The sequence below is a fragment of the Mangrovibacter yixingensis genome, from assembly GCF_020523985.1.
Taxonomy (GTDB): domain Bacteria; phylum Pseudomonadota; class Gammaproteobacteria; order Enterobacterales; family Enterobacteriaceae; genus Mangrovibacter; species Mangrovibacter yixingensis.
The window spans coordinates 114006-140792 of record NZ_JAIVKM010000002.1; the positions used below are offsets into that span (position 1 = coordinate 114006).

Sequence of the window (26787 nt, forward strand, 5' to 3'; positions counted from 1 at the left end):
CATGGGGTTTGTGGAAAAATATTCAGTTATAGATCACACTTCCATATGAGAGTTAAGGGTTGTCTCAAATTCTGAGTATGTTAGGGTATAGGCAACTAATATTTCCACCAGGACACTTATAGCTTTTAAACAATAACAGGAAAACCATTATTGCATGGCAATTAAATTAGAAGTTAAGAACCTTTATAAAATATTTGGTGAGCATCCCAATAGAGCTTTCAAATATATAGAGCGCGGTTTATCAAAAGAAGAAATTCTTGCCAAAACCGGTCTCTCCCTGGGCGTTAAAGATGCCAGTCTGGCCATTGAAGAAGGCGAAATATTTGTTGTTATGGGCTTATCCGGTTCGGGTAAATCCACATTAGTCCGCCTTCTCAATCGTCTGATTGAACCCACTCGTGGTCAGGTATTGATCGATGGCACTGACATTGCCCAGGTTTCAGACGCAGAATTGCGTGAGGTGCGCAGAAAGAAGATTGCAATGGTCTTTCAGTCCTTCGCGTTGATGCCGCACATGAACGTACTGGAAAATACCGCTTTTGGTATGGAGCTGTCGGGCACACCAGTTGCTGAGCGCGAAGAAAAAGCGCTTGATGCACTTCGCCAGGTTGGGCTTGAAAACTACGCGCACAGCTACCCGGATGAATTATCCGGTGGTATGCGTCAGCGCGTTGGTCTGGCCCGTGCACTGGCAATTAACCCAGATATTCTGTTGATGGATGAAGCGTTCTCTGCGCTCGACCCATTGATTCGTACCGAAATGCAGGATGAGCTGGTTAAGCTTCAGGCCAAACATCAACGTACAGTTGTGTTTATCTCCCATGACCTCGATGAAGCGATGCGCATAGGCGACCGTATTGCCATTATGCAAAACGGCGAAGTCGTGCAGGTAGGTACACCTGATGAGATCCTGAATAACCCGGCAAATGATTATGTGCGCACCTTCTTCCGTGGTGTGGACATCAGCCATGTGTTCAGTGCCAAAGATATTGCACGCCGTTCACCCGTTGGGCTAATTCGTAAAACGCCCGGTTTTGGGCCACGTTCGGCAATTAAACTGTTACAGGATGAAGACCGTGAATATGGCTACGTGATTGAGCGTGGGCAAAAATTTGTCGGTATCGTCTCGATTGACTCTCTGAAAAAAGCGCTGTCTGAAGGCCAGGGGCTGGATGCCGCCTTACTGGAATCACCCACATCTGTTTCAGGAGAAACGCCGCTTAATGAGCTGCTCTCCACCGTGGGCCTTGCACCTTGTGCGATTCCTGTTATCGACGACAACCAACACTATCTCGGCATTATCTCTAAAGGGACACTGCTGAAAGCCTTAGACCGGGAGGGAGCAACGAATGAGTAACGCAGCAAATCCATGGGATGCCAGTGGCGCAACAACAGATGCAGCAAGTAATGCAGCATCTTCAGCTGATGCCTGGGGTTCACCCGCTTCATCTGGTAGTTCCAGCGGCGCAGCCGATTGGTTAAACAGCGCACCGGCCCCCAAACCCGAACACTTTAACTTTATGGATCCGTTCCATAAGACGCTGATCCCGCTTGATAGCTGGGTCACTCATGCCATTGACTGGGTGGTATTTCACTTCCGCCCGGTATTCCAGGGCATTCGTGTTCCTATTGATTACATTTTGAGTGCCTTCCAGCACTTGCTGACAGGTATGCCGGCACCAGTGGCAATCCTGATTTTCGCCTTAATCGCCTGGCAGATGTCTAACCTGGGCATGGGGATCGCCACACTGGTCTCGCTGGTTGTCATCGGTGCCATCGGTGCCTGGTCACAGGCTATGGTCACACTTGCACTGGTGCTCACCGCATTATTGTTCTGTGTGGTGATAGGCCTGCCAATGGGGATATGGCTGGCGCGTAGCAAAAGTGCTGCGAAAATTGTCCGGCCAATACTGGATGCCATGCAGACCACTCCGGCGTTTGTTTACCTGGTGCCTATCGTTATGTTGTTTGGTATCGGTAACGTCCCTGGTGTTGTCGTCACCATTATCTTTGCACTACCACCGATTGTGCGCCTGACTATTTTAGGGATTAACCAGGTACCGGCTGACTTGATTGAGGCTGCCCGTTCCTTTGGTTCCAGCCCACGTCAGATGCTGTTTAAAGTGCAGCTGCCGCTGGCTATGCCCACGATTATGGCGGGTGTGAACCAGACACTGATGTTGGCACTGTCGATGGTGGTCATTGCATCAATGATTGCTGTGGGTGGTCTGGGTCAAATGGTACTGCGCGGTATTGGCCGCCTGGACATGGGCCTGGCAACAGTTGGTGGCGTAGGTATTGTCATTCTCGCCATTATTCTTGACCGCTTAACTCAGTCTGTTGGCCGTGATGCACGCAGCCGGGGTAATCGCCGCTGGTACACCACTGGCCCGGTAGGCCTGCTGGCCCGCCCTTTCATCAAGAAGTAACGCTCAACAAGTCCAGGCAGTTCCGGCTGCCTGAGACTGCACCAGCACCTGGAGTCGCGACATCATCCAGGCACAACACATCATCGAATAAACCACTTTATCGGTTTTCGGTCTCTCATGATAAAAAAGGAATAACGATGCGACATTCTGTTCTTTTAGCCACAGCCTTTGCCACACTCGTTTCCACCAGCACCTTTGCGGCGGATCTACCGGGTAAAGGCATTACGGTCAAACCGGTTCAAAGCACTATCTCTGAAGAAAGCTTCCAGACACTATTAGTAAGCCGCGCGCTGGAGAAACTGGGCTACACCGTCGATAAACCCAGCGAGGTTGATTACAACGTGGGTTATACCTCTATTGCCAATGGCGATGCCACGTTTATGGCTGTTAACTGGAAACCCCTGCACGATGACATGTATAACGCAGCAGGTGGCGATAAAAAATTCTACCGCGAGGGCACTTATGTAACAGGCGCCGCTCAGGGTTACCTTATCGACAAAAAAACCGCTGAGAAATACCACATTACCAATATTGCGCAGTTGAAGGATCCGAAGCTTGCGAAACTGTTCGACAGTAATGGCGATGGTAAAGCAGACTTGACCGGTTGTACGCCAGGCTGGGGCTGCGAAGCGGTAATTAACCACCAGCTCAAAGCTTATGATTTAAGCAATACCGTGGTGCATAACCAGGGTAACTACGCCGCCATGATTGCGGACACCATTACCCGTTATAAAGAAGGCAAACCTATCCTTTACTACACCTGGACGCCTTACTGGGTAAGTGATGTTCTGGTACCAGGCAAAGACGTGGTCTGGTTACAGGTTCCGTTCTCTTCGCTGCCAGGCGCACAGAAAGGTGTTGATACCAAACTTGCCAACGGTGCGAACTATGGCTTCCCGGTCAACAACATGTACATTGTTGCCAACAAGGCCTGGGCCGAGAAAAACCCGGCAGCGGCTAAACTGTTTGCTCTGATGAAACTGCCTATTGCAGATATCAATGCTGAGAATGCCATGATGCACGCAGGCCACGCTTCTGAAGCGGATATTAATGGCCATGTTGATGGCTGGATCAAAGCACACCAGTCTGAATTCGATGGCTGGATCAAAGCCTCACTGGCTGCAGCGAAGTAAAACACCGCCACTCAGAACCTCCCTTCACGGGAGGTTCTTTTTTCTCCCGCACCACAAACCGCACGTTCTGCTACCCGATAACCGGGGCAAATTGTTTTTCCTCCATCAATCTTCGTTATTATCTGTGATTCTCACTGCAATTAACGAATTACACTGGCCATGACTCAACAAAATAACGCCTCAGCCAACACCAGCCCTTTGACGCCCGCGCTTACACTCCTGATGGCGGTAGCCACTGGGTTAGCTGTTGCCAGTAATTATTATGCTCAGCCACTGCTGGAGACAATTGCCCGGGCGTTTTCGCTATCCGTCAATCAGGCCGGATTTATTGTGACGACGGCGCAAATGGGTTATGCCGCCGGGTTGCTGTTGATTGTTCCATTAGGCGATATGTTTGAACGACGCAGATTGATTGTCAGTATGACGCTACTGGCTGCCTGCGGCATGATAATCACCGCCAGCAGCCATTCACTTAGCGTGATGTTGATTGGCACCGCGTTAACCGGGTTATTTTCTGTTGTGGCCCAAATACTGGTTCCTCTCGCGGCAACACTTGCTGCGCCAGAAAAACGCGGGCGAACAGTCGGCACCATCATGAGCGGGCTATTATTGGGAATTTTACTGGCTCGTACCGTTGCCGGAGCACTGGCGACCCTTGGTGGCTGGCGTACTGTATGGTGGCTGGCAAGTGGCCTGATGATTGCTATGGCATTGGCACTCTGGCGTATGCTGCCAACCGTAAAACAGGAAAATAGCCTGAATTACCCCCAATTACTGGCTTCGATTTTCTCGCTCTATTTTCACAGCCGAGTGTTACGTACCCGAGCGCTAATTGGCGGATTGATCTTTGCTCAATTCAGTATGCTATGGACCTCAATGGCGTTCTTACTCTCGGCCCCACCCTTTTCATTTTCCGAAGGTGTTATTGGCTTATTTGGGCTGGCTGGCGCGGCAGGAGCACTCGGTGCCCGCCCGGCAGGGGGCCTGGCGGATAAAGGCAAATCACACCTGACAACCACGGGGGCCTTAGTGTTACTGGTTGTAGCCTGGAGCGCCATTTTTATGGGGAAATTTTCGGTTATCCCTTTGATGGCAGGAATTGTGTTGCTCGACCTGACAGTCCAGGGTGTACACATTACCAACCAGAGTGTAATTTACCGTTTATACCCGCAAGCGCGTAACCGGCTGACAGCCGGGTATATGACCACTTATTTTATTGGTGGTGCATTTGGCTCACTGGTTTCTGCGAGTGCTTACCAACACGCAGGTTGGCTGGGTGTTTGCCTGGCAGGTGCTGGCACTGGCTCTTTGAGTCTGGTTGTTTGGGCGTTGGGGTACCATCGCCAGGAGCCAGTCAGTGAGACATCACATTGATACACTACCGGGATGTAAGTGAATACCCACTTACATCCCGGTAACCTGTATATATCGCACTACACATAACCACAATGAAATGCTCTGGCTGGTATTAAAATAATTGCAGATATAAAAATGACAGAACCTTCCTGCTTAACAGAACCCACAACGACGGCCACCTGGGCTGAAGGATGTAAAGACAGCCTGCCGATTGTTATCAGCTACCTGCCTGTCGCCTTTGCTTTTGGGCTGAACGCCACCAAACTGGGATTTACTCCCCTCGAGGCCACTTTTTTTTCTTGTATTGTGTATGCAGGAGCCAGCCAGTTCGTGATAACAGCCATGTTATCTGCCGGCAGCGCCCTGTGGGTGGCGGCTTTAACTGTGATGGCGATGGATGTTCGCCATATCCTTTATGGCCCTTCACTGCAAAGCCGCATTCGCACCAGGCTAACAGGCTCGCGCACCGCAATATGGGCATTTGGGCTAACCGATGAAGTCTTTGCAGCAGCCACCGCCAAACTGGTGCGTGACAACCGCCGCTGGAGTGAATCCTGGATGATAGCCATTGCCCTGACATCCTGGTGTTCCTGGGTATTAGGCACGCTGGCTGGAGCCTGGTCAGGCAATGGCCTGCTTGATCACTGGCCTGTTGTGGAGGCTTCACTGAGTTTTATGTTGCCAGCGTTATTTTTAAGTTTTCTGCTGGCCTCATTTCAACGCAAACAATCCTGGTGTGTCGCTGCTGCGCTGGCTGGTGCCGTAATGGGGATTACGCTTTTTTCGATTCCAGCGGCGATTCTCTGCGGGATAGTCTGTGGCTGTACAGCCGCGTTGATTCAGGCATTTTACCAGGAGGCCAGTGATGAGCATTGATGTCTTTGTTCTCGGGCTGTTCGTTGGTTGTGTCAACTATCTGTTCCGCTACTTGCCTCTGCGCCTTAACCGGGGGAACAACCCACAGAACCGGCGCAGTGCAGCCACTATTTTACTCGACAGTATTGGTATCGCTTCTATTTGTGCCTTACTGGTTGTCTCTACTGCGCCAGATTTAATTCAGCATCACGAACATGCGTTACCAATTGCTATTGGTTTCGGGGTATTGATTGCCAGTTTCTACCAGTTACGCACCATCATTATCCCCACATTACTCAGTGCATTGAGCTTTGGCCTGGTGCTGAAACTCATGAGTGGCGGCTAGTTAGCAAACCTTAAGCGCACGAATAATCCATTTACTTTATTTATCACTATAGTTACTATATCGGCTGCAACTAATGAGGTTAATCTAATGGATAGTTCGTTCACGCCCATAGAACAAATGCTTAAGTTTCGTGCCAGCCGCCAAAAAACCTTTCCGTACCAGGAAATCTTACTGACCCGCTTGTGTATGCACATGCAGGGTAAGTTGCTGGAAAACCGTAATAAAATGCTGAAAGCTCAGGGTATCAATGAAACCCTGTTTATGGCGTTGATCACGCTTGAGTCGCAAGAAAACCACAGTATCCAGCCTTCTGAACTAAGCTGTGCACTGGGTTCTTCCCGAACCAATGCCACCCGTATTGCTGATGAACTGGAAAAACGTGGTTGGATTGAACGCCGTGAGAGCGACAACGACAGGCGCTGCCTGCACTTGCAGTTAACCGAAAAAGGTAAAGACTTTCTTGATGAAGTATTGCCACCACAGCACAGTTGTCTGCACATGCTCTGGTCATCACTGGATGAACAAGAAAAATCTCAGCTCGAAACAATCACGCGTAAATTGCTCCTGCGTCTTGACCAGATGGAAGCCGATGAAACCGTGCTTGAAGCGGTACGGTAACTCCCCCGCGTCGAATTGCAAGCCACAACCAGACAGATTCAACCTCAGGCCAGTTGATTAACCAACTGGCCTGTCTGATAAAAACAGGGTCATGCCGACCAAACCTAAGAAAATAATAAGATGGTGGAGAATAGTATGAGCGCAAATGCGGAAAATCAGGCACCGCAGCAGCACGCTAACAAAAAGAAAGGTAAGCGAAAGAACGCATTACTTTTCCTCACAACTCTTTTTGTTGTTATTGCGGTAGGTTACGGAATCTATTGGTTCCTGGTACTACGCCATTATGAAGATACCGACGATGCCTATGTTGCGGGAAACCAGGTACAGATTATGTCTCAGGTTTCCGGGAGCGTGACAAAAGTATGGGTTGATGACACCGACTTTGTTAAACAAGGCGATACGCTGGTCACTCTTGATCCAACAGATGCACAACTGGCTTTCGATAAAGCGAAAACTGCACTGGCTTCCAGTGTGCGCTCAGTTCATCAATTGATGATCAACAGCAAGCAATACGAAGCAAATATTGCTCTGCAAAAAACCGCGTTAACTAAAGCGCAGAATGATTTAAAACGCCGTGTACCATTAGGAACCGATAACCTGATTGGTAAAGAAGAACTGCAACACGCGAAAGATGCTGTCGCCAGTGCGCAAGCTCAGCTTGATGTTGCTGTTCAACAGTACAACGCAAATAAAGCAATGTTGCTGGGCGATAAAATTGAAGACCAGCCAAGTGTAAAACAAGCCGCCGCAGCTGTGCGTGATGCATGGCTTGCTCTGCAACGTACCAACGTTGTCAGCCCGGTAACAGGTTATGTTTCCCGCCGAGCAGTTCAGGTTGGCGCACAAATCAGTGCCTCCAGTGCTCTGATGGCGATTGTACCGGCTCACCATATGTGGGTTGATGCTAACTTCAAAGAAACCCAACTGGCGCACATGCGCATTGGCCAGCCTGCTACCGTTGTCAGCGATATCTATGGCGATGACGTGAAATACACCGGTAAAGTGGTTGGCCTCGATATGGGCACCGGGAGCGCTTTCTCACTGCTGCCAGCACAAAACGCCACCGGTAACTGGATCAAAGTGGTTCAACGCCTGCCTGTACGTATTGAGCTTGATGAGAAGCAACTGGAACAACATCCACTGCGTATCGGCCTGTCTACACTGGTCACTGTGGATACCAGTGATAATGGCGGTAAAGTGCTGGCAAGCGAAGTACGCAAAACCCCAGCCTATGAAAGTAATGCGCGGAAGATTTCTCTGGCGCCAGTTAATAAGACTATCAACGATATTATCCGGGCCAACGAAGGGTAAGCAGCGGAGGGTGTATGCCACAAAAACCGCTTGAGGGCCCACAACTGGTTGTCATGACCATTGCGCTGGCTCTGGCGACTTTCATGCAGGTGCTGGACTCGACAATTGCAAACGTCGCCATTCCCACCATAGCAGGTAACCTTGGCTCTTCGCTGAGCCAGGGCACCTGGGTAATTACCTCATTTGGGGTAGCGAATGCTATCTCCATCCCCATTACTGGTTGGCTTGCCAAACGGGTTGGTGAGGTAAAATTATTCCTGTGGTCCACGGCGGCTTTTGCCGTTGCCTCCTGGGCGTGCGGGATGTCCAATAGCCTGTCGATGCTGATTTTTTTCCGCGTCATACAAGGTGTGGTTGCAGGCCCGTTGATTCCGTTATCGCAAAGCTTGCTACTGAGCAACTACCCCCCGGCCAAGCGGAGTATTGCACTTGCGCTGTGGTCAATGACAGTAATCGTTGCGCCGATTTGCGGCCCTATTCTGGGTGGCTGGATCAGCGATAACTACCATTGGGGTTGGATCTTCTTTATCAACGTTCCTATCGGCGTTATCGTGGTTTTGATGACACTGCAAACCCTGCGAGGGCGGGAAACACGGACCGAGCAACGGCGAATAGACGCCATTGGGCTGGCACTCCTGGTATTAGGTATTGGCTGCCTGCAAGTTATGCTTGACCAGGGGAAAGAGCTCGACTGGTTCAATTCGAAAGAAATTATCATTCTGACGATTGTCTCCGTTGTTGCACTCAGTTTTCTGGTGGTATGGGAGCTTACCGACGACCACCCCATTGTGGATTTGTCGTTGTTTAAATCGAGAAACTTTACCATTGGCTGTCTGTGTATCAGCCTCGCTTACATGCTTTATTTCGGCGCAATTGTGTTGCTGCCGCAGTTATTGCAAGAAGTCTATGGCTACACAGCAACCTGGGCTGGTTTGGCATCGGCACCGGTCGGGGTTATTCCGGTCATACTGTCGCCCATTATTGGACGTTTTGCCCATAAGCTGGATATGCGCCGCCTGGTCACCTTCAGTTTTATTATGTACGCGGTGTGTTTCTACTGGCGGGCGTGGACATTTGAACCAGGCATGGATTTTGGCGCTTCTGCATGGCCACAGTTTATTCAAGGGTTTGCTGTTGCCTGCTTCTTTATGCCGCTAACGACCATTACGCTTTCCGGCCTGCCGCCGGAGCGCCTGGCCGCCGCATCCAGCTTGTCTAACTTTACGCGTACTCTGGCAGGTTCTATAGGGACGTCTATCACGACAACGATGTGGACCAACCGGGAATCACTGCACCATGCACATCTGACAGAATCTGTTACGCCGTATAACCCAAACGCGCAACAGATGTACAACCAGTTAGAAGGCATGGGCATGTCTCACCAACAAGCTTCTGGTTATATTGCCCAGCAAATCACTAACCAGGGGCTGATTATCTCTGCCAATGAGATCTTCTGGATTTCAGCTGCCGTGTTTATTGTCCTGCTGAGCCTTGTGTGGTTTGCCAAACCACCGTTCAGTTCTGGCGGTGGTGGAGGTGGTGCGCACTGACGCCCCACAGTAAGGTATTAAAACGTAAGCGCGAGTGTTGTTAAGCTCGCGCTTTTTTATTGCACCATTCCCTGTGCAGTACAGTGCAAAGCAAGCAGCACCAGCTGCAAAATATTTTTTGCCAGAATCCCACCTGCCGCCCATAAAAAAGAGAGGCTCACGGGCCTCTCTTCTGACTGATAACAAACTGATTCAGTTCACCAGAACTGATGGCTGTCAGATATGCAGTTCTTTCAGCGTCTCTTTAGGCAGCGCCAGTTCCTGGTTGCTGTTTACCCCTACACCACGTTCAATAATATGGCGGGCAATATCCTGAGCCTCAGACAGAGAATGCATTTCCCAGGTACCACACTGGTAAACGTTCAGTTCTGGGATCTGAGATTGATCCTGAACTTTCAACACATCATTCATCGCCGCTTTCCAGGCATCAGCAACGCGCTGTTCGCCAGGCTGGCCAATCAGGCTCATATAAAACCCGGTACGGCAGCCCATCGGGGAAATATCAATGATTTCTACGCCATCACCATTGAGGTGATTACGCATAAAGCCAGCAAACAAGTGTTCAAGAGTATGAATGCCACGTTCTGGCATAACTTCCTGATTCGGGATACAAAAACGCAAGTCGAATACGGTAATAGTATCGCCATGCGGCGTATGCATCGTTTTCGCTACACGTACCGCTGGTGCGCCCATACGGGTATGGTCAACTGTGAAGCTATCCAACAATGGCATCTGATCACCTCCGATAAGTGATTTTTTTAAAAATAAACTGAACTATTAATTCCGGGGCGAGTCTGAGTATATGAAAGACGCGCATTTGTTATCATCATCCCTGTCCTTAGAGATGAATTATTTGGCCACAGTAATGTGGCCTTTTCTTTTGGTTCACGCCTGACGAGCAAGCAGAGCCTCAAATGTTTCGCTATCGCTTTCTTCCAGCACTTTCTGGCGCGTTACAGACGCATCACGTTCACGGTCAAAATCAGCCTGAGTGAGAATCTCCAGCGGTTCCTTCATTAATAACTCGCGGTAATGAGCAGCCAGCGCTTTACCTGTACCACCAATACCATTATCGATCATAGATCGTAAAATACGCGCTGAATAGGTTAAATCTGGGTTCTCAAAGCTGGCAACCAACTGATCGCAAACATTCTGATAATCCGGAGTGCCCGCCATGTTATCCAGGGTTTGAGCCACACGGCGCAAATCAGCGAACAACGCCATACCTAATTCTTTCAGCGAGTGCTGTGTTGCCTGGCAGCCCGTTTCCAGCATGTCAAACATATCCAGCATCAGGCCCGGTTTGCGCCCTTCGATAATAACCTTGTTCCAGTTTTTACGGGTGCATGCCAATTCATCCTTGTTCATTTCTGGCGCATCAGCAAGCACACACCAAATCATAAACAAGTCGAGGAAACGTACCTGGTTTTCATCCACACCAATGGGCGAGAAGGGGTTAATATCGAGCGAACGTACCTCAATATACTCCACACCACCGCGCAACAGCGCATCTGAAGGCGATTCACCCGGCCGGGTAACACGCTTGGGCCGAATCGGGGCATACAGCTCATTTTCAATCTGCAAAATATTGGTATTCAGCTGTAACCACTGACCATTCTTTTGCAGCCCCAATTCGCTGTATTCCAGTGAAGGAGTATGGATAGCCTGTTTCAGGTTCTCAACATAGCTTGAAAGGTGGTTGTAAGTGATATTCAGCTGGCTCTGGGATTTATTGGTATACCCCAGGTCGCTCAGACGTAGCGATGTACCATATGGCAGGTAATACAAGCCATTTTCTGTCTGCTCAAAAGGCAATGCGCTCGGTTTTCCTTGCAGGAACGAAGAGCAAATCGCCGGTGATGCCCCAAACAGATAAGGAATGACCCAGCCGAAACGGTAGTAATTACGAATCAGGCGGAAATAGCCTTCTGAAATGGCATCTTTGCCACTCACGTCATCGGAAATGCCAGCCCTCGCTTGCCAGAAAGACAACGGCAGCGAAAAGTTATAATGCACCCCCGAAATAGTTTGCATCAATGCACCGTAACGGTTTTTCAGCCCTTCACGGTAGAGTGTTTTGAAACGGCCAATATTAGAACTGCCATACTGTGCCAGTTCAATCTCCTGCCCATTTTCAATAAAACACGGCATACTCAACGGCCACATCCGTTCATCACCAATGTTGTTAGCAGTATGACGGTGTAAATCCCGCATAAAGAGCAGCATATGGTCAATGTCACGGTCTACTGGGGTAATAAACTCCAGCAGGGCTTCAGCAAAGTCCGTGGTAATCCATTTATGTGTCAGCGCAGCACCAAGACGTTCCGGATGCCCTGTTGTGGCAAGTGAGCCATCAGGTGCAACGCGCAGTGTTTCACGTTCCAGCCCACGGCGAATACCCTCAACCGCTTGTGGATGTTGTTCAAGCCAGGCTAATGCCTGTGATACGTCAGGGATCAACTTGACCTCCCGCCTGTCAAAATTCTTCTGTTAAGCATAATTGTAATGGTTGACGAATAAAGGTCACTCCTGGCAGGTAGTAATCCTGTTTGCCGGAAGCGAAAGTTAACAGGTAGGCCACACTGTTTTTGTGTGCACTAACACCACACCCTTCCCTTTCGCACATCAACAACAATTACCAACCGGCTGGTTTACCCTTGCCACCATGCCATCCCTTGTACTGTTACCAGCATGATAAATACATAACGCAGTGCCTTACCCAGGCACAACCAGAGAACTACAGGCCCCCAGGACATACGTAGCCATCCGGCCATCAAACACAGCAAATCCCCAATCAACGGCAACCAACTCAATAGTAGCGTAACGGGGCCAAAACGATTTAACCACTGTAAGGCTCTGTCATGCCGATGGCTGGTTTTCCGTAAAGGAAACAGGCGCCCTAGAATAACGTTTGTCAGACCGCCAAGGCTATTGCCGATTGATGCGGTTATGACTAATAACCAGGGGGAACTTTTTCCGGCAAGTAATAACCCTGCCAGGACAGCTTCCGAGCTTCCTGGTAGCAATGTTGCACTCAGAAAGCTACTGGTAAATAAAGAGAGAACAGGTAACCAGTCACTCACAGTGTGCGAACATCCACAACGGCCATTCCTGCGCGTTGCGCTGCTTCAATGCCAAAATCGGCATCTTCGAATACGATGCATTTACCTGCCGACACGCCCATTAATTCTGCACAGCGTAAAAAAGTGTCGGGTGCTGGTTTATGATGCTCGACGTCATCAGCGGTTACTACTGCATCAAAATACTGGCGCAACCCCAGATGATTTAACAGCAACTCGGCCACCCGGCTTTCACTACCTGTCCCCACAGCCATCGGCTTTTTGCCGTACCAGGCTTTTACCACATCAATTAAAGGTAATGGTGTCACGCTGTCCAGCAACATTGTTTTGACCAGTGCCGTTTTTTCATCTGCCAGCGCATGAGGGGAAAGCGAGCCATTATTCCAGTTGATAATCGCCTCGGCGATTTGCCAGGTAGGTGCGCCATTCAGGGCAATAATGGCCTGGTCATCCAGCTGCATATCATAGCGAGCCAGTACGGTACGCCAGGCTTTACGATGCGTGGGCTCTGTATCCAGAATGGTGCCATCCATATCAAATATCAGGCCATCATACTGTGTATACATCGAAACCTCCGGCAAGATGAAAAGAGAGGCTACTTTAGCGCACCTGGTAATATTTGTCGCTGCCAAAGGTGTATTAGCCGCATTTACCTGCCGCATTAACCTTTTTAATAAAAAGGGAATTCTGTTTTATATAAACAGTGGCCAAAGCAGCAAAGCGCATCTGGGAAGCATAAGGGATATAGCATAGAAATAAAGCAGGCAAGCAGAAACCGATGAGTTTAAAACGGTGAATAATTTTTGGAGGTAATAGGATATTCAGGAAGGAAAGAAGATGGTGCATCCGGGAGGATTCGAACCTCCGACCGCTCGGTTCGTAGCCGAGTACTCTATCCAGCTGAGCTACGGATGCATCGGGTATAACATAAAACTGGTGCATAAAAGTAGAAATGGTGCATCCGGGAGGATTCGAACCTCCGACCGCTCGGTTCGTAGCCGAGTACTCTATCCAGCTGAGCTACGGATGCATCGGAATAACTACTTTACTGCCAACCTTTATTACTGCTAAAGCAACAAAGGACATAACGCATTCTGAAAGGCCCTGCACTGCATTACCTTTCTTACCATTGAGTTAACGATGGTAACCCCACGACCACTACACTGGTGTAGTGCGTTTACTACCCGCTATTGGTGAGTAAACAAGAGATGGTGCATCCGGGAGGATTCGAACCTCCGACCGCTCGGTTCGTAGCCGAGTACTCTATCCAGCTGAGCTACGGATGCAAAATGGCGGTGAGAGAGGGATTCGAACCCTCGATGCAGCTTTTGACCGCATACTCCCTTAGCAGGGGAGCGCCTTCAGCCTCTCGGCCATCTCACCACACGCCTCTTGCGAGGAACCCCGAAGAACTTGTTTCTGCTCATCGGCGTTGCGTGGCGCACATATTACTTTCTGAGACTTATAAGTCAAACAATTTTTCCGGAGTTCTAATCGTTTGCACATTTCACAAACAATTCGCCTGTTTTACCAGCGCGAAGTTGTTTTTTTACCCACAAATAAAGCCCGTCACCTCATTTACAGTGCGGTAATGCTATTGCATTAAAGGAATAAAAAGAGAAATGGCAAATAACAAAAACGCAGGAAAAGCCCATTAGCGGCAATGAAGGGAGCGCCTCGCACCAAATGCGAGACGCTTTAGATCAGTAGCTGGACTGTTGTGACTTTTCAGCCTGGATACGCTGGTAAATCTCTTCACGGTGTACAGAAACTTCTTTCGGGGCATTCACACCAATGCGCACCTGGTTACCTTTTACCCCAAGAACTGTCACGGTTACCTCATCACCAATCATGAGGGTTTCACCAACTCGACGAGTCAGAATCAGCATTCTTTGCTCCTTGAAAGATTAAAAGAGTCGGGTTGCTTGTACCCCGGCCTATCCATCATATAACGAGTACCGCCATGGATGACAAACACATATGTGTCAGAAGTCATTGCACAGCCTGCTGTTACTTAGTTTAGCCGATATACGACACTTCAACCCGACTTTATCATTTTTGCCAGCGCGTTAAAGTCTTAGCGCCATTTATTCACAAAATGGCGCACGTTACGCTTATAATTTTACAGTTTGGCTGCTACCCAGCTTTCAACACTGGCCAGCGCACCAGGCAGCGCCTGGACATCAGACCCACCGGCCTGAGCCATATCTGGGCGGCCACCACCTTTACCACCAACTTGCTGTGCAACCATGCCGATCAGCTCACCCGCTTTAATACGGTCGGTCAGATCTTTAGATACCCCGGCAATCAACGAAACTTTCCCTTCTGCAGCCGTCCCAAGGACAATCACAGTGGAACCCAGTTGATTTTTGAGGTCATCTACCATAGTGCGCAACATTTTCGGTTCAACATCGCTCAACTCGCTCACTAACAGCTTAATGCCTTTCACATCGATAGCTTTGCTGGACAGGCTGGCACTTTCTTGTACCGCCTGCTGAGCTTTCAGTTGCTGCAATTCTTTCTCAAGCTGACGTGTCCGGTCAATCACAGCGCGTACTTTATCGCCTAAATTGTGACTATCGCCTTTGAGCAATTGTGCTATATCTGCCAACTCGTCGTTTTGCGCGTGCATCATAGCCACCGCACCTTCGCCAGTAACAGCCTCAATACGGCGAACACCAGCTGCAGTACCTGATTCAGCAACGATATGGAACAAACCGATATCCCCGGTCCTGCTGGCGTGAGTACCACCACACAGTTCAGTAGAGAAATCGCCCATGCTCAACACACGCACACGCTCATCGTATTTTTCACCGAACAGCGCCATGGCTCCTTTCTCTTTTGCTGCGTCAAGGTCCATAACGTGGGTTTCAATCGGCAAATTACGGCGAATCTGAGCGTTAACAATATCTTCTACCGCGCGGATCTCTTCCGGCTTCATCGCTTCAAAATGCGAGAAGTCAAAACGCAGAGCTTTATCGTTAACCAATGAGCCTTTCTGAGCGACATGGGTACCAAGCACCTGGCGCAATGCCGCATGCAATAAGTGAGTCGCAGAGTGGTTAAGGCGAATACGTGACCGGCGCGCTTCATCAACCTGGGCATTCACACTATCACCCACTTTAAGCACACCCGCTACCACAGCGCCCTGGTGGCCAATTGCCTGGCCATATTTTTGCGTGTCAGACACTGCGAAAGTTGCATTAGCGGTTTTCAGCTCACCCGTATCACCAACCTGGCCACCGGATTCACCATAGAACGGGGTTTTATCCAGCACAACAACCGCATCCTGCCCAGCAGTAACTTGCTCTACTTGCTTACCATCGACAAACAGTGCAGTCACTTTGCCAGTCACGGCCAGTTCTTCATAGCCTTTAAATTCGGAGGCGTCATCAACGCGAATCATCGCATTGTAATCCGCACCAAAACCGCTGGATTCACGGGCGCGGCGGCGTTGTGATTCCATCGCCGCTTCAAAACCCGCTTCATCAACTTTGATGTTGCGTTCACGGCACACATCAGCAGTCAAGTCCACCGGGAAGCCGTAGGTATCGTACAGGCGGAAAGCTGTTTCGCCATCCAGGGTATCCCCTTTCAGTTGTGCCAGCTCTTCATCCAGCAGCGCCAGACCGCGTTCCAGTGTACGAGCGAATTGCTCTTCTTCCGTTTTCAATACTTGCTCAACCAAAGCTTGTTGGCGTTGCAAATCTTCACCTGCCGCGCCCATAACCAGAATCAATGGTGCAACCAGTTTGTAGAAGAAAGTGTCTTTCGCGCCCAGCATATTACCGTGACGAATTGCGCGACGAATAATACGGCGCAGGACATAACCACGGTTTTCATTGGATGGCGTTACACCATCAGCAATCAGGAATGCACAGGAACGAATATGGTCGGCAATCACGCGCAGTGATTTGCTGCCCAAATCCGTCGCACCAGTTACTTCAGCAACTGATTTGATAAGATTGCGGAACAAATCAATATCGTAGTTTGAATTCACATGTTGCAGAACAGCAGCAATACGCTCCAGGCCCATACCGGTATCGACCGAAGGCTTCGGCAACGGAATCATCTCCCCGTCAGCCTGGCGGTTAAACTGCATGAAGACGATGTTCCAGATTTCAATATACCGGTCGCCATCTTCTTCCGGGCTCCCCGGAGGCCCACCCCAAATATGGTCGCCATGATCATAGAAAATTTCTGAACATGGGCCACAAGGGCCGGTATCACCCATCTGCCAGAAGTTATCTGATGCGTATGGTGCGCCTTTATTATCGCCAATGCGAATAATACGCTCACGCGGAATGCCAACTTCTTTTTCCCAGATAGAATACGCCTCGTCGTCACTTTCATAGACGGTTACCCAGAGGCGGTCTTTGGGCAGATTGAACCACTGCTCACCAGTCAGCAGTTCCCAGGCGAACTGGATAGCATCATGCTTGAAGTAATCACCAAAGCTGAAGTTACCCAGCATTTCGAAGAAAGTATGATGGCGTGCAGTATAACCTACGTTTTCGAGGTCATTATGTTTACCACCGGCACGCACACAACGCTGCGCGGTTGTCGCACGCGAGTAGTTACGTTTATCAAGACCAAGGAAAACATCCTTGAACTGGTTCATCCCGGCGTTGGTAAACAGCAATGTCGGGTCGTTATTTGGAATCAGGGAGCTACTTGCAACAACCTGATGTCCCTTGCTATGGAAAAAGTCGAGAAACGCCTGACGGATCTCAGCGGTGCTCTTGCTCATAATTATCCTGAAATCAAGCTAACGGAGTCTTGTAAAACCACCATGATAAACGCTATTACGCTTTCATGTGCGCTTTTACCGGGAAAAAAGTGGGAATAAGATATGTTTTCTTAGCGGGGAAGTAAAATCCCTATGCGTTCAGTTGGTAAAAATTCTGTCACAGCGCATCATATTCTGAGTAAATCTGCTGTATCTCTTCCATGTAAAAACCACGATATTGCAGAAAACGCTGCACTTTTACTTTTTCCGGGAAGCCTGTGGGTAGCGGTATACCGAATTTACGCTGGGCGACATCCCGGGCCAGAGCACACCAGTCACCTTCAAAGGTGATGAAAGCGCTGTCAATATCTTCACGCGCTACGCCTTTTTGTTGCATTTCCTGGCGAATGCGCTGTGCTCCATACCCTTTACGGTAACGGCTTTCAATGAAACGCACAGCAAAACGGCTGTCATCGAGCCAGTTATGTTCACGGCATGCGTTAATAACCTGTTCAATCTCTTCTGGTTGAACCGTTGCTTGTTCCTGCTCTTTACTGAACCGGGAAGGTGTGGCGAGCTTACGGCGTAACTCCAGTTCACTATGGTCACGCATAGCCAACATACGCACAGCGCGTTCCTGCAAACCTCGCACCCGTTCTTCAGGTGTTTTCGGGGCATTTTTTTTCTTTGCCGGGTGCTGCGCGGTTACATGTTGCTGGCCGCGGGTTGCCTTACCTGATGATACTTCCGTTTTACCATGCTGCTGGGGCGTGTTTTGCCAGCCTGGCTGTTCGCCAGAATCGCTGGGTTCAACTGGATCAGAAAACAGCTTGGGTGTGGATGTGGGGAAACGGGGCATTGTGTGCGCTCCTAAAATTGTGTGCGCTCCAAAAATAGCTCAGGGCTGCCGAAGCAACCCTGACTATATTCACTACATTCATTCAAGGCGTTCATTCCAAACAATTACTCCAAACAACTACTCCAAACAATTATTCAAAATAACGGCTCAGAACAATCATTCAAAACTGCTTGTATGTAACCGGAACGACACACATTTAACACAACACGTTGGGATTAAAACTCTTCCTGCGCGTTATCTGCATGGTCTTCTGTTTCATCAGCAGAAAAATCAGGCGTACTATCCTGGTTATTGAGCAGCATTTCACGCAGCTTGCTTTCAATCACTTTGGCAACGGCTTCATTCTCTTTCAAGTAGTTAGTGGCGTTTGCTTTACCTTGGCCAATTTTGTCGCCATTGTAGCTGTACCACGCACCTGCTTTTTCAATGAGCTTATGCTTCACACCCAGATCCACCAGTTCACCGTAGAAGTTAATCCCTTCACCGTAGAGAATCTGGAATTCAGCCTGTTTAAACGGTGCAGCAATTTTATTCTTCACTACCTTAACGCGGGTTTCACTACCTACCACGTTGTCACCTTCTTTCACCGCACCAATACGGCGAATATCCAGGCGAACAGAGGCATAAAATTTCAGTGCGTTACCACCTGTAGTGGTTTCCGGGTTACCGAACATCACACCAATTTTCATACGAATCTGGTTGATGAAAATAAGCAGCGTATTGGATTGTTTCAGGTTACCGGCAAGCTTACGCATTGCCTGGCTCATCATACGTGCAGCGAGCCCCATGTGCGAATCACCAATTTCACCTTCAATTTCAGCTTTTGGTGTCAGTGCCGCAACGGAGTCAACAACAAGAACATCGACCGCGCCAGAACGCGCCAGTGCATCACAAATTTCCAAAGCCTGTTCGCCAGTATCAGGCTGCGAACACAGCAGGTTGTCGATATCAACGCCCAGCTTACGAGCATACACAGGATCAAGAGCGTGTTCCGCATCAATGAACGCACAGGTTTTCCCTTCGCGCTGAGCAGCGGCAATAACCTGCAGTGTCAGGGTAGTTTTACCTGATGATTCTGGCCCATAGATCTCTACAATACGGCCCATCGGCAAGCCACCTGCCCCCAGTGCGATATCCAGGGAAAGTGAACCGGTGGAGATCGTTTCCACATCCATAGTGCGGTCTTCACCCAGGCGCATGATGGAGCCTTTACCGAATTGTTTTTCAATTTGGCCCAGTGCTGCCGCCAACGCTTTTTGCTTGTTTTCGTCGATAGCCATTTTTACTCCTGTCATGCAGCCAGAGTGATTGCTCTATCTGCTGCGTCTCACGAATGCTGTTTTGTTGAACTGATTATACTGTACAATCATACAGTATCAAGCAATTTGTAGAAAATCTTCCGCCAGGGTTTTAAGAGCAAAGGCTGTCGCCTGGCGGCGCACTGCTTCTCTGTCACCACTAAAACACTGGCGGCAGGCGGTTACCTTCCCGTTTTGGCCTGCAAAACCAAACCAAACAGTACCCACCGGTTTTTCCGCACTTCCACCACCAGGGCCTGCAATACCACTGACCGCAATAGCGAAAGAAGCTTCGGCCGCCTGCATGGCTCCCAGAGCCATTTCACGGACAACCTGCTCGCTGACTGCGCCGTAACTCAGTAATGTTTCCGGGTGAACCCCAATCATTGCCTGTTTGGCGTCATTACTGTAAGTCACAAAACCACGCTCAAACCAGGCGGAACTCCCGGCAATATCAGTAATGACTTTCGCAATCCAGCCCCCGGTGCAAGACTCGGCAGTCGTCAGCGTTGCGTTCTGTTGCAGCAGCGCTTCACCTACCTGTTCACTGAGCTGCATTAAAGCCTGGTCGCTCATTATGTTGCTCATTGTACCTCCACTTTTTTTGCGCTGGCTACGCGTACCAGCCCATAGCAGCCGGAACGGTTCAACTCTGCGGGCTATGCCGAAAAACACGCCCGCAGCCAGGTATCCATTCTCGAAAGTGCTGCCCTTAGGGCACTATCTTATTGCCCCCGAGCCTGGGATACTGCCAGCCCCAATTGCCAAACCGCCATCGCATAATGGGTACTGTGGTTGTAGCGGGTTATGGCATAAAAGTTTGGCAGCCCGTACCAGTATTGGTATGAAGTCCCCATATCCAGCCGCAGCAGGCTCACTTGCTGATGATTACCAAGGGGTTGCTGTGGCGTTAAACCTGCCATTGTCAGCATCGATGGGCTGTATTTCGTGTTGTAACCGCTATCCAGGCCAGGAGCCTGGCCGTTTGCCATAATGGCGACCTGGTCGCCAGGCACCCACCCGTTAGCTTTAAAGTAATTAGCAACACTACCAATCGCATCAACCGGATCCCATAAATTAATATGGCCATCACCGTTGAAATCAACCGCATATTGTTTAAAGGAGGAAGGCATAAACTGCCCATAGCCCATCGCCCCGGCGAAAGATCCACGTAAATCCAGCGGATCATCTCCTTCAGAGCGTGCCATCAGCAAGAAGGTTTCCAGTTCCCCCTGGAAATAAGTGGCGCGGCGTGGGTAATCAAAGGAGAGCGTTGCCAGCGCATCAAGTATGCGGGTTTTCCCCATCACTCTGCCCCAGCGCGTTTCTACACCAATAATGCCCACGATAATTTCTGGCGGAACACCATAGACTTGCCATGCACGGTTAAGTGCATCCTGGTACTGATTCCAGAACACCACACCATTTTGTACGTTGTCGGGTGTAATAAATTTTTGGCGGTAACGCAGCCATGCGCCATTTGGCCCGGTGGGAGCGGTTGCCGTTGGTGCCTGCCTGTCCATCAGGCGCAGAACATAATCAAGGCGTTTCGCCTGAGATAAGATCTCGTGGAGCTGCTGGCGGTCAAAACCATGTTTACTGACCATCATATCAATAAACTGTTCGGCTACCGGGTTTGTGGCGAAATCACCACTCAGCACCATCTGGTTATGTTGAGGTTCCAACAAAAAGCCGCCAGACGGTGAGCCCTCAGTGGGTTCCGCTACTGGCGTTTGTGTTTGGGGTTTACTGCTGCACGCAGTGAGTAATAGCGCAACAGGGAGCATAAGAGCATAACGACGTTTCAGCATGAGTTGTCCATAAATAGCAGCCGAAATTAAAGTGCTTTAATGGTAAATCAACTTCCGGCTACCAGGTAGCGTAACAAGCACGAAAGCACAGGTTTTTACGATTCGTCCGGCATCCTTACCTCCATTCACAATTCTCCCCTCCTCCACGCATCGATCCTACCACTCAGTCGGTGAGGAAAACTTCTCGATCACGATCGATAATCTTTCACATCGAAATATTTATCTTTCACAATGAGATCAAGTTAACACATTTTAAGGTTTCATTTTGATTATGATAAGCCATCACTTCATAACAAGTGACCCTCACTACCCGACAGGAGAATAAGAATGATCGATGTCATAACACACAGTGCCGAATGGTTTATCGGGCTGTTTCAGAAGGGAGGCACCGTCTTCACCGGTATGGTGACAGGCATACTGCCATTGTTAATCAGTTTGCTGGTTGTCATGAATGCGCTGATCAATTTCATTGGGCAGGACAGAATTGAACGCCTTGCACAACGCTGTGCAGGTAACCCGGTATCACGTTACTTGTTGCTGCCGGTTATTGGCACATTTGTGTTCTGTAACCCAATGACACTAAGTCTGGGGCGTTTCATGCCAGAAAAATACAAACCCAGCTATTACGCCGCCGCATCCTACAGTTGCCACTCAATGAACGGTCTGTTTCCGCATATCAACCCGGGTGAGCTTTTCGTCTACCTGGGGATTGCCAATGGCCTGACAACCCTTGGCCTGCCGTTAGCACCACTCGCCGTCAGCTATTTATTTGTCGGCATGGTCACTAACTTCTTCCGTGGCTGGATAACCGACCTCACCACCTCCATTTTTGAGAAAAAAATGGGGATCCAGTTAGCCCGTCAGGTTCAACTTTAAAGGACAACCATTATGCGTAACGTTCAAATTGTTAAAGGCACTGGCGGATGGGGTGGCCCACTCACACTGGTTGCAGAACCGGGTAAAAAGATTGTCTATATCACGGCAGGAACACGCCCGGCGATTGTCGATAAGCTCAGCGAACTCACCGGATGGGAAGCAGTGGATGGCTTTAAAGAAGGTGAGCCTCCCGCCGAAGAGATTGGTGTTGCGGTTATTGACTGCGGAGGCACCTTGCGCTGTGGGATCTACCCGAAACGCCGTATCCCAACAGTCAATATTCATTCAACCGGGAAATCGGGCCCACTTGCTCAATTCATTGTTGAAGATATTTATGTTTCCGGCGTGAAAGAACACAACATTTCACTGGTGGGCGAAGGAGAAGCACAACCGGCAGAGCCCGCTCCTGTTGCCAAAGCCGTAGTACAGGCAGAAACAAAACAACAAGCAACACGGGACTATGACACCAGCAAAAAAATCACGGAACAAAGTGATGGCCTGCTGGCAAAAATTGGTATGGGGATGGGCTCTGTTGTTGCGGTTTTCTTCCAGGCCGGGCGCGATACCATTGATACCGTTCTGAAAACTATTTTGCCTTTTATGGCGTTTGTTTCAGCGCTGATTGGCATCATCATGGCTTCCGGGCTGGGCGACTGGATAGCACATGGGCTGGCACCTCTGGCAAGCAACCCTATCGGCCTGGTCATACTGGCGTTGATTTGTTCCTTCCCGTTTCTTTCACCTTTTCTCGGCCCAGGCGCGGTAATCGCCCAGGTTATTGGCGTGCTGATTGGCGTGCAAATTGGCCTTGGCAATATTCCACCGCACCTGGCACTGCCAGCCTTATTTGCCATCAATGCACAAGCCGCCTGTGACTTCGTACCTGTTGGGTTGTCACTGGCAGAAGCACGCCAGGAAACCGTTCGGGTTGGGGTGCCTTCCGTGCTGGTTGGCCGCTTCCTGACTGGCGCACCAACCGTACTGATTGCATGGCTGGTTTCCGGGTTTATTTATCAGTGAGGTTCAAAATGCAAACTATTTACCAAACCACCATTACTCGTATTGGCGAAAACGCATGTGATGCCCTGCTCGATAACATGCTGATTACTTTCCGTGAAGGCGCTCCTGCAGACATTGAAGCGTTCTGTTTTATCCATAGCCACGGAGCGCTGAATGCAGAACTGATGCCTGGCTGTACGTTGGAATTAGCCGGGCACAGCTACCCCGTCACCGCTGTAGGTTCAGTTGCCGGGCAAAACTTGCGGGAGCTTGGCCATATCACCCTGCGCTTCGATGGCAGTGAACAAGCGGAATACCCTGGCTGTGTTCATGTTGCAGGGCACACGCCCGGCAATATTCCCACAGGCAGCACCATCAAATTTATTGCTTAACAGGTTCCTTAAGGAGTTACACATGAATCAGGTTGCCGTTGTCATTGGTGGGGGGCAAACTCTTGGCGCGTTCCTTTGCCATGGGCTTGCACAAGAAGGGTATCGCGTAGCGGTTGTTGATATTCAAAGCGACAAAGCCTCGCGCGTTGCACAAAGCATTAACGATGAATTTGGTGAAGGCACGGCCTGTGGTTTTGGTGCCGATGCCACCAGCGAACAAAGCGTCATGGCTGTTGCTCGCGGTGTGGATGAGATTTTTGGCCGGGTTGATTTACTGGTGTACAGCGCAGGAATTGCAAAAGCCGCATTTATTTCCGACTTCGCACTGGGTGATTTTGACCGCTCATTGCAAGTGAACCTGGTTGGGTACTTTCTGTGTGCGCGTGAGTTTTCACGCCTGATGATTCGCGACAATATCCAGGGCCGCATTATTCAAATTAACTCGAAATCCGGAAAAGTGGGGAGCAAACATAACTCGGGGTACAGTGCGGCGAAATTTGGTGGTGTTGGTCTTACGCAATCACTGGCGTTGGACCTGGCCGAATACGGGATTACCGTGCACTCTTTGATGCTCGGCAACCTGCTGAAATCCCCTATGTTCCAGTCACTGTTACCGCAATATGCACAGAAACTGGGGATCCAACCAGACCAGGTTGAACAATATTACATTGATAAAGTTCCACTAAAACGCGGTTGTGATTACCAGGACGTACTGAACTTATTGCTGTTTTACGCCAGTGACAAAGCCTCTTATTGCACCGGGCAGTCAATCAACGTAACTGGCGGGCAGGTCATGTTTTAATACCGCCTGATCCCTTACCCTGCTGTGCGGGCCACTTCTTTTAGGGTAAGTGGCCCCAACCAGCGTTCAGCAGAATCTGGTTATTAATGCACTGTTGTTATTAAGGTTAAGGTGTGGCGACTAAGGCGTAGTGACTCAACGCTTACGGGTAACAGAATAAGCACAATGAAAGGAGACAACCATGGTTAGCGCGCTGATTACTCTCGCCGCCATTGCCTGGTTCTGCCAGATGGTTTTGGGGGCATGGCAAATATACCGTTTTAACCGGGCATTTGATGCCCTTTGCCTGAAAGGCCGGGTGGGCGTAGGCCGTTCTGGCGGGCGTTTTCGCCCCAGAGTACTGGTAGCTATAGCGCTCGATGAGCAAGAACGCGTCATTGATTCATTTCTGATGAAAGGCCTGACTATTTTTGCAAAACCGAAGTCACTTCCCAATATTCAGGGGCTATCAAAGCAACAATTACAATCTGATGTGATCTTTCCCCATGATCAGAACTGTCAGAATGCTCTATTATTAGCGCTTAAACTGAAACAAAGATAATTTCGTTTTGAACGCTTACGGCTTGCGAAATTATCATTTTGCAAATTTTGTAAGGTCAGCTAATGAAACCACGTCAACGCCAGGCTGCCATTCTTGAGCATCTGCAGAAACAAGGTAAATCTTCGGTAGAAGAACTGGCCCAGTTCTTTGCCACCACAGGAACCACCATTCGTAAGGATTTGGTGTTGCTGGAAAATGCCGGTACAGTCATTCGCACCTACGGTGGCGTTATGCTGAACAAAGACGAAACCGATCCTCCCATTGATCACAAAACCCTCATCAATACACATCAGAAACAAGAAATTGCACGCACTGCGGTGGGGTTCATTCAAGATGGAGACTCTATCATTCTTGATGCCGGAAGCACTGTGCTGCAAATGGTGCCGTTACTTGAGCATTTCAACAACATCACGGTAATGACCAACAGCCTGCATATTGTCAATGCGCTTTCTGAACTGGATAACGAACAAACCATCCTGATGCCGGGCGGCACATTCCGCAAAAAATCCGCGTCTTTCCATGGGCAACTGGCCGAAAACGCCTTTGAGCATTTCAGCTTCGATAAATTGTTCATGGGGACCGATGGAATTGATCTGAATGCTGGCGTAACCACATTTAATGAAGTATTTACCGTCAGTAAAGCAATGTGTAACGCCGCAAGGCAGGTTATTTTGATGGCAGACTCCACCAAATTTGGGCGTAAAAGCCCGAACGTTGTATGTGGATTAGACCAGGTCGATATTTTGATAACGGACAATGGCATCAGCCCGGAATTCCACAAAGCACTGGAAGCCTCTGGGATAAAAGTCATTATTACAGGAGAAAATAATGAGTGATTCTCTACTCACTGCCGCCAAAAACACGCTGCTTCTGGAATTACATGAAGCCAGCAAATTACCAGAACGGCTTGATGACGGTTTTCTGAAAGCAGCCAAAGCAGTGCTTCACTGCAATGGAAAAGTGATTGTGTCCGGGATGGGGAAATCCGGCCATATTGGCAGAAAACTGGCCGCGACACTTGCCAGCACCGGGACTCCGGCTTTCTTTGTTCACCCGGCAGAAGCGCTGCATGGTGATCTGGGCATGATTGAATCGCGTGATATCCTGTTATTTATCTCCTACTCCGGCACAGCAAAAGAGCTGGATTTTATCCTGCCCCGCCTGGCTGAAAAACAAGTGTTGTTACTGGCGATAACTGGCAAGAACACCTCTCCTCTGGCTCAGGCAGCGCATGCAGTGATTGATATTTCGATTGAGCGTGAAGCCTGCCCAATGCATCTGGCCCCAACATCCAGTACGGTGAATACTTTGATGATGGGAGATGCATTGGCAATGGCAGTAATGCAAGCTCGTGGGTTTAATGAAGAAGATTTTGCCCGCTCTCACCCCGCCGGGGCGCTCGGCGCGCGCTTACTCAACCGGGTACACCATTTGATGCGTCAGGGCGAAAATGTGCCGCAGGTTGCCGACAGCACAACAGTGATGGACGCCATGCTGGAATTAAGCCGTACCGGCCTGGGAATGGTGCCAGTGGTTAATATAAACACCGAAGTCAGCGGTGTCTTCACTGATGGTGATTTAAGGCGCTGGTTGGTTGGTGGGGGAAAACTGGAAGACAGTATCACTCAGGCAATGACCCATGGCGGGTTTACATTAAATGCCGACAGCCGTGCTGTAGAAGCAAAAGAACAGCTTATGAACCGGCGTATCAGCGCAGCACCTGTCACCGACAGCAGCCACAAACTGGTAGGGGCTATTAATCTGCAGGACTTCTGGCAGGCTGGTATCTTGTAACCCACTTG

The 26787-nt window shown here is 49.6% G+C and carries 26 protein-coding genes and 4 tRNA genes; 16 read left to right on the forward strand and 14 right to left on the reverse strand.

All coding sequences use genetic code 11. The features are described from left to right. The first annotated feature begins 154 nt into the window (after window positions 1-154). The 9 genes from proV to emrB all read left to right on the forward strand — a co-directional run bounded on the left by proV (window position 155) and on the right by emrB (window position 9598). Complete coding sequence (proV, locus tag LC084_RS11215; protein ID WP_226571323.1) at window positions 155-1357, forward strand: glycine betaine/L-proline ABC transporter ATP-binding protein ProV; 1203 nt, start codon at window positions 155-157, stop codon at window positions 1355-1357. Continuing rightward, on the forward strand, window positions 1350-2429 hold the full coding sequence (gene proW / locus LC084_RS11220; protein ID WP_226571324.1) for a glycine betaine/L-proline ABC transporter permease ProW: 1080 nt from the start codon (window positions 1350-1352) through the stop codon (window positions 2427-2429). Before proV ends, proW begins: the two co-directional genes overlap by 8 nt. A 137-nt stretch (window positions 2430-2566) precedes the next feature. Next, window positions 2567-3562, forward strand: coding sequence for a glycine betaine/L-proline ABC transporter substrate-binding protein ProX (gene proX / locus LC084_RS11225; RefSeq protein WP_110024490.1), 996 nt, complete (start codon window positions 2567-2569; stop codon window positions 3560-3562). A gap of 159 nt (window positions 3563-3721) precedes the next feature. Further along, window positions 3722-4936 carry an MFS transporter gene (locus LC084_RS11230; protein WP_226571325.1) on the forward strand — a complete coding sequence of 405 codons (1215 nt, stop codon included), beginning with the start codon at window positions 3722-3724 and terminating at the stop codon, window positions 4934-4936. A 117-nt stretch (window positions 4937-5053) separates the two neighbouring features. Beyond that, entirely contained in the window at window positions 5054-5794 is a 741-nt protein-coding gene (locus LC084_RS11235; RefSeq protein WP_226571326.1) for an AzlC family ABC transporter permease, read from the forward strand. Then, on the forward strand, window positions 5784-6119 hold the full coding sequence (gene ygaH / locus LC084_RS11240) for an L-valine transporter subunit YgaH (RefSeq protein WP_226571327.1): 336 nt from the start codon (window positions 5784-5786) through the stop codon (window positions 6117-6119). Before LC084_RS11235 ends, ygaH begins: the two co-directional genes overlap by 11 nt. Before the next feature lie 87 nt (window positions 6120-6206). Then, complete coding sequence (mprA, locus tag LC084_RS11245; RefSeq protein WP_036103847.1) at window positions 6207-6737, forward strand: transcriptional repressor MprA; 531 nt, start codon at window positions 6207-6209, stop codon at window positions 6735-6737. 135 nt (window positions 6738-6872) lie between these two features. Further along, a complete protein-coding gene (gene emrA / locus LC084_RS11250) occupies window positions 6873-8048 on the forward strand; it encodes a multidrug efflux MFS transporter periplasmic adaptor subunit EmrA (RefSeq protein ID WP_226571328.1) in 1176 nt (391 codons plus the stop codon). A gap of 14 nt (window positions 8049-8062) precedes the next feature. Next, window positions 8063-9598 carry a multidrug efflux MFS transporter permease subunit EmrB gene (emrB, locus tag LC084_RS11255; protein ID WP_226571329.1) on the forward strand — a complete coding sequence of 512 codons (1536 nt, stop codon included), beginning with the start codon at window positions 8063-8065 and terminating at the stop codon, window positions 9596-9598. Window positions 9599-9814: 216 nt separating this feature from the next. Here the strand turns inward: emrB and luxS are convergent, their stop codons facing one another. The 14 genes from luxS to mltB form a co-directional block, all read right to left on the reverse strand. Further along, window positions 9815-10330 carry an S-ribosylhomocysteine lyase gene (luxS, locus tag LC084_RS11260; protein ID WP_226571330.1) on the reverse strand — a complete coding sequence of 172 codons (516 nt, stop codon included), beginning with the start codon at window positions 10328-10330 and terminating at the stop codon, window positions 9815-9817. A gap of 153 nt (window positions 10331-10483) precedes the next feature. After that, window positions 10484-12058 carry a glutamate--cysteine ligase gene (gshA, locus tag LC084_RS11265; protein ID WP_226571331.1) on the reverse strand — a complete coding sequence of 525 codons (1575 nt, stop codon included), beginning with the start codon at window positions 12056-12058 and terminating at the stop codon, window positions 10484-10486. Between the two features lie 191 nt (window positions 12059-12249). Continuing rightward, on the reverse strand, window positions 12250-12681 hold the full coding sequence (locus tag LC084_RS11270) for a YqaA family protein (protein ID WP_226571332.1): 432 nt from the start codon (window positions 12679-12681) through the stop codon (window positions 12250-12252). Then, a complete protein-coding gene (yqaB, locus tag LC084_RS11275; protein WP_226571333.1) occupies window positions 12678-13244 on the reverse strand; it encodes a fructose-1-phosphate/6-phosphogluconate phosphatase in 567 nt (188 codons plus the stop codon). The genes LC084_RS11270 and yqaB overlap by 4 nt, the downstream gene beginning before the upstream one ends. Window positions 13245-13516: 272 nt before the next feature. Next, window positions 13517-13593, reverse strand: a tRNA-Arg gene (locus LC084_RS11280). Between the two features lie 38 nt (window positions 13594-13631). Further along, window positions 13632-13708 (reverse strand) — tRNA-Arg (locus LC084_RS11285). Window positions 13709-13887: 179 nt separating this feature from the next. Further along, window positions 13888-13964: transfer RNA gene (locus tag LC084_RS11290), tRNA-Arg, on the reverse strand. Window positions 13965-13968: 4 nt separating this feature from the next. Further along, window positions 13969-14061 (reverse strand) — tRNA-Ser (locus LC084_RS11295). Between the two features lie 320 nt (window positions 14062-14381). Continuing rightward, complete coding sequence (gene csrA / locus LC084_RS11300; protein ID WP_000906486.1) at window positions 14382-14567, reverse strand: carbon storage regulator CsrA; 186 nt, start codon at window positions 14565-14567, stop codon at window positions 14382-14384. 233 nt (window positions 14568-14800) lie between these two features. Further along, window positions 14801-17428, reverse strand: coding sequence for an alanine--tRNA ligase (gene alaS / locus LC084_RS11305; RefSeq protein WP_226571334.1), 2628 nt, complete (start codon window positions 17426-17428; stop codon window positions 14801-14803). Between the two features lie 157 nt (window positions 17429-17585). Beyond that, window positions 17586-18029 (reverse strand): regulatory protein RecX, encoded by a 444-nt coding sequence (locus LC084_RS11310; protein WP_226571779.1) that lies wholly within the window; start codon window positions 18027-18029, stop codon window positions 17586-17588. Between the two features lie 452 nt (window positions 18030-18481). After that, window positions 18482-19546 (reverse strand): recombinase RecA, encoded by a 1065-nt coding sequence (recA, locus tag LC084_RS11315; protein WP_226571335.1) that lies wholly within the window; start codon window positions 19544-19546, stop codon window positions 18482-18484. Between the two features lie 96 nt (window positions 19547-19642). Continuing rightward, entirely contained in the window at window positions 19643-20140 is a 498-nt protein-coding gene (gene pncC / locus LC084_RS11320) for a nicotinamide-nucleotide amidase (RefSeq protein WP_226571780.1), read from the reverse strand. Window positions 20141-20289: 149 nt separating this feature from the next. Continuing rightward, window positions 20290-21375, reverse strand: a complete 1086-nt coding sequence (gene mltB / locus LC084_RS11325; RefSeq protein ID WP_226571336.1) for a lytic murein transglycosylase B — start codon at window positions 21373-21375, stop codon at window positions 20290-20292. 327 nt (window positions 21376-21702) lie between these two features. Here mltB and srlA point away from each other — a divergent pair, with 327 nt between their 5' ends. The 7 genes from srlA (at window position 21703) to gutQ (ending at window position 26779) form a co-directional block, all read left to right on the forward strand. Beyond that, window positions 21703-22251: a PTS glucitol/sorbitol transporter subunit IIC gene (gene srlA, locus LC084_RS11330; protein ID WP_036103805.1), complete on the forward strand. Its 549-nt coding sequence runs from the start codon at window positions 21703-21705 to the stop codon at window positions 22249-22251. Between the two features lie 12 nt (window positions 22252-22263). Further along, on the forward strand, window positions 22264-23271 hold the full coding sequence (gene srlE / locus LC084_RS11335; protein WP_226571337.1) for a PTS glucitol/sorbitol transporter subunit IIB: 1008 nt from the start codon (window positions 22264-22266) through the stop codon (window positions 23269-23271). 8 nt (window positions 23272-23279) lie between these two features. Continuing rightward, complete coding sequence (gene srlB, locus LC084_RS11340) at window positions 23280-23642, forward strand: PTS glucitol/sorbitol transporter subunit IIA (protein ID WP_226571338.1); 363 nt, start codon at window positions 23280-23282, stop codon at window positions 23640-23642. Window positions 23643-23664: 22 nt separating this feature from the next. Beyond that, the gene (gene srlD / locus LC084_RS11345; protein WP_226571339.1) at window positions 23665-24444 is read left to right on the forward strand and encodes a sorbitol-6-phosphate dehydrogenase; all 780 of its coding nucleotides are present in this window, start codon (window positions 23665-23667) and stop codon (window positions 24442-24444) included. A gap of 181 nt (window positions 24445-24625) precedes the next feature. Next, a complete protein-coding gene (gene gutM / locus LC084_RS11350; protein ID WP_226571340.1) occupies window positions 24626-24985 on the forward strand; it encodes a transcriptional regulator GutM in 360 nt (119 codons plus the stop codon). Window positions 24986-25047: 62 nt separating this feature from the next. Further along, window positions 25048-25821: a glucitol operon DNA-binding transcriptional repressor SrlR gene (gene srlR / locus LC084_RS11355; RefSeq protein WP_226571341.1), complete on the forward strand. Its 774-nt coding sequence runs from the start codon at window positions 25048-25050 to the stop codon at window positions 25819-25821. Continuing rightward, window positions 25814-26779 (forward strand): arabinose-5-phosphate isomerase GutQ, encoded by a 966-nt coding sequence (gene gutQ / locus LC084_RS11360; protein WP_226571342.1) that lies wholly within the window; start codon window positions 25814-25816, stop codon window positions 26777-26779. Before srlR ends, gutQ begins: the two co-directional genes overlap by 8 nt. The last annotated feature ends 8 nt before the right edge of the window (window positions 26780-26787 follow it).

Excerpts from the sequence above, each read along its gene's own strand:
- proV (WP_226571323.1), top strand. The coding sequence starts at position 155 with ATGGCAATTAAATTAGAAGTTAAGAACCTTTATAAAATATTTGGTGAG.
- proW (WP_226571324.1), top strand. The coding sequence starts at position 1,350 with ATGAGTAACGCAGCAAATCCATGGGATGCCAGTGGCGCAACAACAGAT.
- proX (WP_110024490.1), top strand. The coding sequence starts at position 2,567 with ATGCGACATTCTGTTCTTTTAGCCACAGCCTTTGCCACACTCGTTTCC.
- LC084_RS11230 (WP_226571325.1), top strand. The coding sequence starts at position 3,722 with ATGACTCAACAAAATAACGCCTCAGCCAACACCAGCCCTTTGACGCCC.
- LC084_RS11235 (WP_226571326.1), top strand. The coding sequence starts at position 5,054 with ATGACAGAACCTTCCTGCTTAACAGAACCCACAACGACGGCCACCTGG.
- ygaH (WP_226571327.1), top strand. The coding sequence starts at position 5,784 with ATGAGCATTGATGTCTTTGTTCTCGGGCTGTTCGTTGGTTGTGTCAAC.
- mprA (WP_036103847.1), top strand. The coding sequence starts at position 6,207 with ATGGATAGTTCGTTCACGCCCATAGAACAAATGCTTAAGTTTCGTGCC.
- emrA (WP_226571328.1), top strand. The coding sequence starts at position 6,873 with ATGAGCGCAAATGCGGAAAATCAGGCACCGCAGCAGCACGCTAACAAA.
- emrB (WP_226571329.1), top strand. The coding sequence starts at position 8,063 with ATGCCACAAAAACCGCTTGAGGGCCCACAACTGGTTGTCATGACCATT.
- luxS (WP_226571330.1), bottom strand. The coding sequence starts at position 10,330 with ATGCCATTGTTGGATAGCTTCACAGTTGACCATACCCGTATGGGCGCA.
- yqaB (WP_226571333.1), bottom strand. The coding sequence starts at position 13,244 with ATGTATACACAGTATGATGGCCTGATATTTGATATGGATGGCACCATT.
- csrA (WP_000906486.1), bottom strand. The coding sequence starts at position 14,567 with ATGCTGATTCTGACTCGTCGAGTTGGTGAAACCCTCATGATTGGTGAT.
- alaS (WP_226571334.1), bottom strand. The coding sequence starts at position 17,428 with ATGAGCAAGAGCACCGCTGAGATCCGTCAGGCGTTTCTCGACTTTTTC.
- LC084_RS11310 (WP_226571779.1), bottom strand. The coding sequence starts at position 18,029 with ATGTTGGCTATGCGTGACCATAGTGAACTGGAGTTACGCCGTAAGCTC.
- recA (WP_226571335.1), bottom strand. The coding sequence starts at position 19,546 with ATGGCTATCGACGAAAACAAGCAAAAAGCGTTGGCGGCAGCACTGGGC.
- pncC (WP_226571780.1), bottom strand. The coding sequence starts at position 20,140 with ATGAGCGACCAGGCTTTAATGCAGCTCAGTGAACAGGTAGGTGAAGCG.
- mltB (WP_226571336.1), bottom strand. The coding sequence starts at position 21,375 with ATGCTGAAACGTCGTTATGCTCTTATGCTCCCTGTTGCGCTATTACTC.
- srlA (WP_036103805.1), top strand. The coding sequence starts at position 21,703 with ATGATCGATGTCATAACACACAGTGCCGAATGGTTTATCGGGCTGTTT.
- srlE (WP_226571337.1), top strand. The coding sequence starts at position 22,264 with ATGCGTAACGTTCAAATTGTTAAAGGCACTGGCGGATGGGGTGGCCCA.
- srlB (WP_226571338.1), top strand. The coding sequence starts at position 23,280 with ATGCAAACTATTTACCAAACCACCATTACTCGTATTGGCGAAAACGCA.
- srlD (WP_226571339.1), top strand. The coding sequence starts at position 23,665 with ATGAATCAGGTTGCCGTTGTCATTGGTGGGGGGCAAACTCTTGGCGCG.
- gutM (WP_226571340.1), top strand. The coding sequence starts at position 24,626 with ATGGTTAGCGCGCTGATTACTCTCGCCGCCATTGCCTGGTTCTGCCAG.
- srlR (WP_226571341.1), top strand. The coding sequence starts at position 25,048 with ATGAAACCACGTCAACGCCAGGCTGCCATTCTTGAGCATCTGCAGAAA.
- gutQ (WP_226571342.1), top strand. The coding sequence starts at position 25,814 with ATGAGTGATTCTCTACTCACTGCCGCCAAAAACACGCTGCTTCTGGAA.